This window comes from Oerskovia sp. NPDC056781 (genome assembly GCF_042789955.1).
In the GTDB taxonomy this organism is placed as follows: Bacteria; Actinomycetota; Actinomycetes; order Actinomycetales; family Cellulomonadaceae; genus Oerskovia; species Oerskovia rustica.
Genome location: NZ_JBHUAD010000246.1, coordinates 1 through 5,506, shown reverse-complemented (window position 1 = coordinate 5,506; position 5,506 = coordinate 1). Strand labels below are relative to the sequence as shown.

General features: G+C 72.3%; 3 protein-coding genes. 2 read left to right on the top strand and 1 reads right to left on the bottom strand.

Annotation, left to right across the window (positions count from 1 at the left end; all coding sequences use genetic code 11):
* Positions 1 to 47: 47 nt before the first annotated feature.
* On the bottom strand, positions 48 to 3,032 hold the full coding sequence (locus ACFRCR_RS16280) for a discoidin domain-containing protein (RefSeq protein WP_377678960.1): 2,985 nt from the start codon (positions 3,030 to 3,032) through the stop codon (positions 48 to 50).
* 275 nt (positions 3,033 to 3,307) lie between these two features.
* Between ACFRCR_RS16280 and ACFRCR_RS16275 the strand changes: the two genes are divergently transcribed.
* Complete coding sequence (locus ACFRCR_RS16275) at positions 3,308 to 4,354, top strand: LacI family DNA-binding transcriptional regulator (RefSeq protein ID WP_377678958.1); 1,047 nt, start codon at positions 3,308 to 3,310, stop codon at positions 4,352 to 4,354.
* Positions 4,355 to 4,401: 47 nt separating this feature from the next.
* Entirely contained in the window at positions 4,402 to 5,445 is a 1,044-nt protein-coding gene (gene mgrA / locus ACFRCR_RS16270; protein ID WP_056649576.1) for an L-glyceraldehyde 3-phosphate reductase, read from the top strand.
* Positions 5,446 to 5,506: the final 61 nt, after the last annotated feature.

The window sequence follows — 5,506 nt, the reverse complement described above, 5'->3', positions numbered from 1 at the left end:
GACCGGGGCCGGTCGGGCGGGTCGATCGGCCCCGGCCGGTCAGGAGGTCAGCACGTCCTCCCGTCGAACGTCGCGGGCACGACGGTCGTGATTGGCTGCCCTGCCACGGTCCCGGTCGCGGTCACCGAGGTGCTGCCCGCCGCGACCGACGTCGTCCGGGCGTTGAAGGACTGCGCCGCGAGCCTGCCGCCCGCCACCTGGGAGAACGACTTGGTGCCGTAGGGCGTCGCGAGCGCGACGTCGACCGGGGACCCCTCCTTGTTGGTCGCCGTGACCGCGAGCTGGACCTTGCCGGCCACGCAGCGCGTGACGGCCGAGGCCTGCACGTCGAGGGCGGGCGTGGGCGTCACGTCGACGCCGCCGTAGAAGTCGACGTAGCTCGGGATGGTGTCCGGGCCGTCGGCGCGCGGGCCGACGCCGTTGATGACGGCGTCGAAGATGCCCTCTCCGCCGAGCGAGACGACGAGCAGGTGGTGCATCTTGACCCCGGCGACCTGCGGGACCTCGAAGCCGCCGTCGACGACGATCTCGGTCTCCTCGGTGTCGGACGTGAAGTTCGAGTAGGAGCCCAGGCCCCAGGCCTCGTGGTTCTTCACGTCGTCGGCGACCTTGTAGGCGGCCCAGCCGCGGGTGTCGCCGTTCTGCCAGGCCGCCTGGTCCGGGACGTCGTAGGGCAGCTCGTTCTGGTAGAACACGGTGCTGCCCCGCTCGCCGTTCCACAGGGTGTTGTACTTCTGGTAGTGCTCGACGAACAGGCCGTACGCCGAGACGTCGTCCCCGTTGACCACGAACCCGTAGTCGGACGTGTTGAGGTCCCAGCCGATGCCCTCGCCGTGGTCGCCGCGCCACGACCACACGTGGTCGACGATCGTGTCGTCGGCGTGGATGACCATGGCCGCGTCGACCTTGCCCGCGACGGCCCCGCCCACGCGCATGAACACGTCGTGCAGCACGATCGGGTCGTCCGAGTGGTCGGTGTGGACGCCCTCGTCGCCGACGACGAACAGCGCCGGGGACTCGGTGACCGCGGCGTCGAACAGGATGCCCGCGACCGTGATGCCGTCCTCGTCGGCCACGTGCATGCCGACGCCCCCGTGCTCGGGGATGATCGTCGCGTAGCCCAGGCCCAGGACGACCGTGCCGGGGTCGTCCACCTGGATCGTCTCGTCCACGCGGTAGACGCCGGGGGTCAGGAGCAGGTTCTTGCCCGCGGCCAGGGCCGCGTTGATCTCGGCGGCCGTGTCACCCTCCTTGGCCACGAAGAAGTCGTCGAGCGGGATCGAGGTGCCGGCCGTGTGGCCGTTCTTCCACGTCGTGCCGGTCGTGCCCTCGCGCAGCTCGGGGACGAACACGGCCCACTCGTCGCCGTCGAGGTAGAGGTACGGCTTCTCACGGACGGTGCCCGTGGTGTCGAGCGTCGTCACCGGGGGTGTCGGCCACGTCGCAGCCGTGGGCAGCGTGCCCTCGACGCCCGAGTAGACCATGTTCCAGACGCCGCCCTTCCACTCGCCGACCGAGCTGTCGCGGGCGTACCACTGCTGCTGCGTCCAGGACTCGACGACGCCGGTCACGTTCGAGTCGGCGATGTAGCCGCCCGAGGACCAGCCGTAGGCCGACGAGTCGAGCTGGAGCCCGCCGTTGACCTGGACGCGGCGGAACGGTGCCGCCTGGGACGTGGCCCAGCGGGCCATGCCGTCGTCGGGGGTGATCGACAGGTTCTCGGCCGAGCGCCAGAAGTTCTGGGTCGCGTTGCCGCCGAACCACTGCGCGTCGACCCAGTCCCCGCCGTGCAGGGTCACGTCGGTCGGGTCCTGGCCCACGCCGGAGAGCGAGGTGTAGAAGCCGATGCGGGCGTCGACGTCGTACTCGCCGGGCGTGAACAGGAACTGGTAGCGGCCGGGGCCGAACTGGTCCTGCTCCTGCTGGGCGAACACGGTGTCGATCTGGTGCTGGATCGCCGAGTCCGGCATCGAGGGGTCGAACACGAGGACGTTCGGGCCGAACAGGTCGGTCGTCGGGTCGATCGAGGCGCCGGGGGCGAGCACGCGGAGCTCGTACATCGAGTAGCCGAACGTCGTGCCGCGGGCGAGGCCCTGCCACCGCACGTACCGGGCAGAGGTCGTGTCGAACGTGACGACGTCGGTCCCGCCGTCCTGGCCGCGCGCCTGGGCGGCCGTCGTCCACGTGGCGCCGTCGGTCGAGACCTGGACGTCGTAGTCCTTGCCGTACGCGCCCTCCCACAGGATGCTCACGCCGCAGACGTCCTTGGCCTGGCCCAGGTCCACCTGGAGCCACTCGTCGTCCTGGCCGGTCCAGGTGGTCGTGTTCAGCACCGAGCCCCAGCGGGTGCTCGTGTTCTGGTCGACCGCCTTGGCCGGGGTCGAGTCGCCCTGCTGGGACGAGGCCGTCGCGGTCGCGCCCGCGGTCACGTCGGTCAGGCAGGCCGTGGGGCCGTTCGGGTCCACCGGGTCGACCGGTCCGCCGGCGGGCTCGCCGAACACGCGGAACTCCCACAGCGAGTAGCCGTAGCCCGTGCCGCGGACGTCGCCGAGCAGGCGGACGTAGCGCCCGGTGCCGTCGACGTCGAGCACGTCGGCGCCCCCGTCGCCGTCGGTCACGGTGCGCACGGTCGTCCAGGTCGAGCCGTCGTCCGAGGTCTGGATGCGGTACCCCTTGCCGTAGGCGCCTTCCCAGTCGAGCTCGACGCGGTCGATCGAGGCCCGCTGGCCCAGGTCCACCTGGATCCACTGCGGGTCGGCGGCCAGGCTCGACCAGCGGCTGCCGCCGTCGCCGTCGAACGCCTCGGCAGCCTGGTAACCGTTGGGCGACTGCGTCGAGGAGGCCGTCGCGGGCTTGCCCTGGGACAGCAGGGCGGGTCCGTCGGCCGCGGAGGCGGGGACGAGCGGGACGGCGAGGCCCGCGGCCGCGACAGCCAGGGCCAGGGCGGCTCCGGCGCCGCGACGGGTGCGTGGTCTCCCGCGGTGCGGGGTGGGTGCCGGTGGCGGCACGGTGGGAAGGGGCGAGAAGGGCATCGGTTCTCTCCTAGGTCGTCGTCGACCGCGTCCTGGCTCTACGTCGAGCGGGACGCACGTCGTGAGAGAGCGCTCTCTCACGATGTCGGTCAGTATTCAGGTGAGCGGCACCCTCGTCAAGAGAGCGCTCTCCCAGCCGTGGAGGCTCCGCCGCGGTGCTCCGGCACCCCCACCCCGTGACCCACGCCCGACGGCGAGGCGCCCACCCTGACCGCGCGCCGCCGTCGGGCGCCGCGATGCACCAGGACCCGCGCACGCGCTGCTAGCCTCGCCCCATGCGTGAGGACGGCCGAGTCTCGACGCCCCCGACGCTCGAGGACGTCGCCCGGGTGGCGGGAGTCTCGCGCGCCACGGTGTCCCGGGTGATCAACCAGCAGCGCCGCGTCGCCCCGGACCTGCGGGCCGTCGTCGAGAAGGCCATCGCCCAGACCGGGTACGTGCCCAACCGGGCGGCCCGCTCGCTCGTCACGGGACGCACGGGGACCGTCGCGGTCGTGATCTCGGGCGTCGACCCCGAGATCGAGGGCAACCAGATGACGGGACAGGTCTTCGCGGACCCGTTCTTCGGGCGGATCGTCGCCGCGTTCGTGCGCGCCCTGCGGCCCCACGACCTGCACCCCGTGCTCATGCTCGCCGAGACCGACGACGCCCGCGCCCAGGTCATGTCCTACCTGCGCCAGGGCAACGCCGACGGCGCGCTGCTCGTCGCCGCGCAGGCCGACGACCCCCTGCCCGGCATGCTCGTCGAGGCCGGCCAGCGCGCGGTCCTGTTCGCCCGCCCCGAGCCCGCGCTGCCCATCAGCTTCGTGGACGTCGCCAACCGCGACGGCGCGCGACTGGCCGCCCGGCACCTCATCGAGCGCGGGTGCGACGAGCTCGCCGTCATCTCCGGCCCGGCCGGCCTGCACGCCGCCGAGGAACGCCTCGCAGGCTTCCGCGACGAGGTGTCCCGGCACGGTCGCGCGTACGTCCCCGCCGAGCCCGGGGAGTTCACGCTCGAGGGTGGCGAGGCCGCGACGGAACGCCTGCTCGACGCCGTCCCCGGACTCGACGGCGTGTTCGCCGCGAACGACTACATGGCCCAGGGGGCCGTGCACGCGATCACGGCCCGCGGGTTGCGCGTCCCCGAGGACGTCGCCGTCGTCGGGTTCGACGACAGCTCGATCGCCCCGCTCTGCCGCCCGGCGCTCACCAGCGTGCGGCAGCCTGTCGAGGAGATGGCGGCCGAGATGGCGCGCCTGCTCGTCGGCCAGATCGCGGGCGAGCGGCAGGTGCGGTCGGTCGTGTTCGACCCGACGCTCGTGGTGCGCGACTCGGCCTGAGCACAATCCCGGTGACCGGGTCCGGGCCCCGGGTGCAGAATGGCAGCATGCCTCTCGCACCCCGCTACCTCGCCGCCGACGACCGCTACGAGTCCATGACGTACCGGCGCTCCGGTCGCAGCGGACTCGCCCTGCCCGCACTGTCGCTGGGCCTCTGGCACAACTTCGGCGACGTGAACCCGTTCGACAACCAGCGCGCGATCCTGCGCCGCGCGTTCGACCTCGGGATCACGCACTTCGACCTCGCGAACAACTACGGCCCGCCCTACGGCTCGGCCGAGGAGAACTTCGGGCGCCACCTCGCGCGCGACCTGCGCCCCTACCGCGACGAGCTCGTGATCTCGAGCAAGGCCGGGTACGACATGTGGCCCGGCCCCTACGGCGACGGCGGCTCGCGCAAGTACCTGCTGTCCTCGCTCGACCAGTCGCTCGCCCGCATGGGCCTCGACTACGTCGACATCTTCTACTCGCACCGGTTCGACCCCACGGTCCCGCTCGAGGAGACCATGGGCGCGCTCCACACGGCCGTGGTGAGCGGGCGGGCGCTGTACGTCGGCGTCTCCAACTACTCGCCCTCGCAGACCCGCGAGGCCGCGCAGATCCTCGCCGACCTCGGCACGCCGCTGCTCATCCACCAGCCCAGCTACTCGATGTTCAACCGGCACGTCGAGCTGCCCGAGGCCGGTCACGACGACGGCGAGAACCTGCTCGACGTCGTCGAGGACCTCGGCGTCGGCACCATCGTCTTCTCGCCCCTCCAGCAGGGGCTGCTCACGGACCGCTACCTCTCGGGCGAGGTGCCCGCGGACTCGCGCGCCGCCGTCGGGCACTTCCTCAAGCCCACCGCCATCTCCGAGACCTACCTCGAGCGCGCGCGTGCGCTGAACGAGATCGCGGCCGGTCGCGGGCAGTCGCTCGCGCAGCTCGCGCTGAGCTGGGTCCTGCGCGACGAGCGCATCACGTCGGCTCTCGTGGGGGCGAGCAGCGTCGCGCAGCTCGAGAACAACGTGGCCGCGCTCGACGCTCCCGCGCTCACGGCCGAGGAGATCGCGGCGATCGAGCCGTTCGCGGTCGACGGCACGACGCGCTGAGCCCACCCGCTCGACCCGGCTGTCGTGCCCGGGGTCGGTCAGGCACGTCCCTGACCGACCC

What these genes read in the sequence shown, in the direction of transcription:
- mgrA (WP_056649576.1), top strand. Translation starts at nt 4,402, where the DNA reads ATGCCTCTCGCACCCCGCTACCTCGCCGCCGACGACCGCTACGAGTCC.
- ACFRCR_RS16275 (WP_377678958.1), top strand. Translation starts at nt 3,308, where the DNA reads ATGCGTGAGGACGGCCGAGTCTCGACGCCCCCGACGCTCGAGGACGTC.
- ACFRCR_RS16280 (WP_377678960.1), bottom strand. Translation starts at nt 3,032, where the DNA reads ATGCCCTTCTCGCCCCTTCCCACCGTGCCGCCACCGGCACCCACCCCG.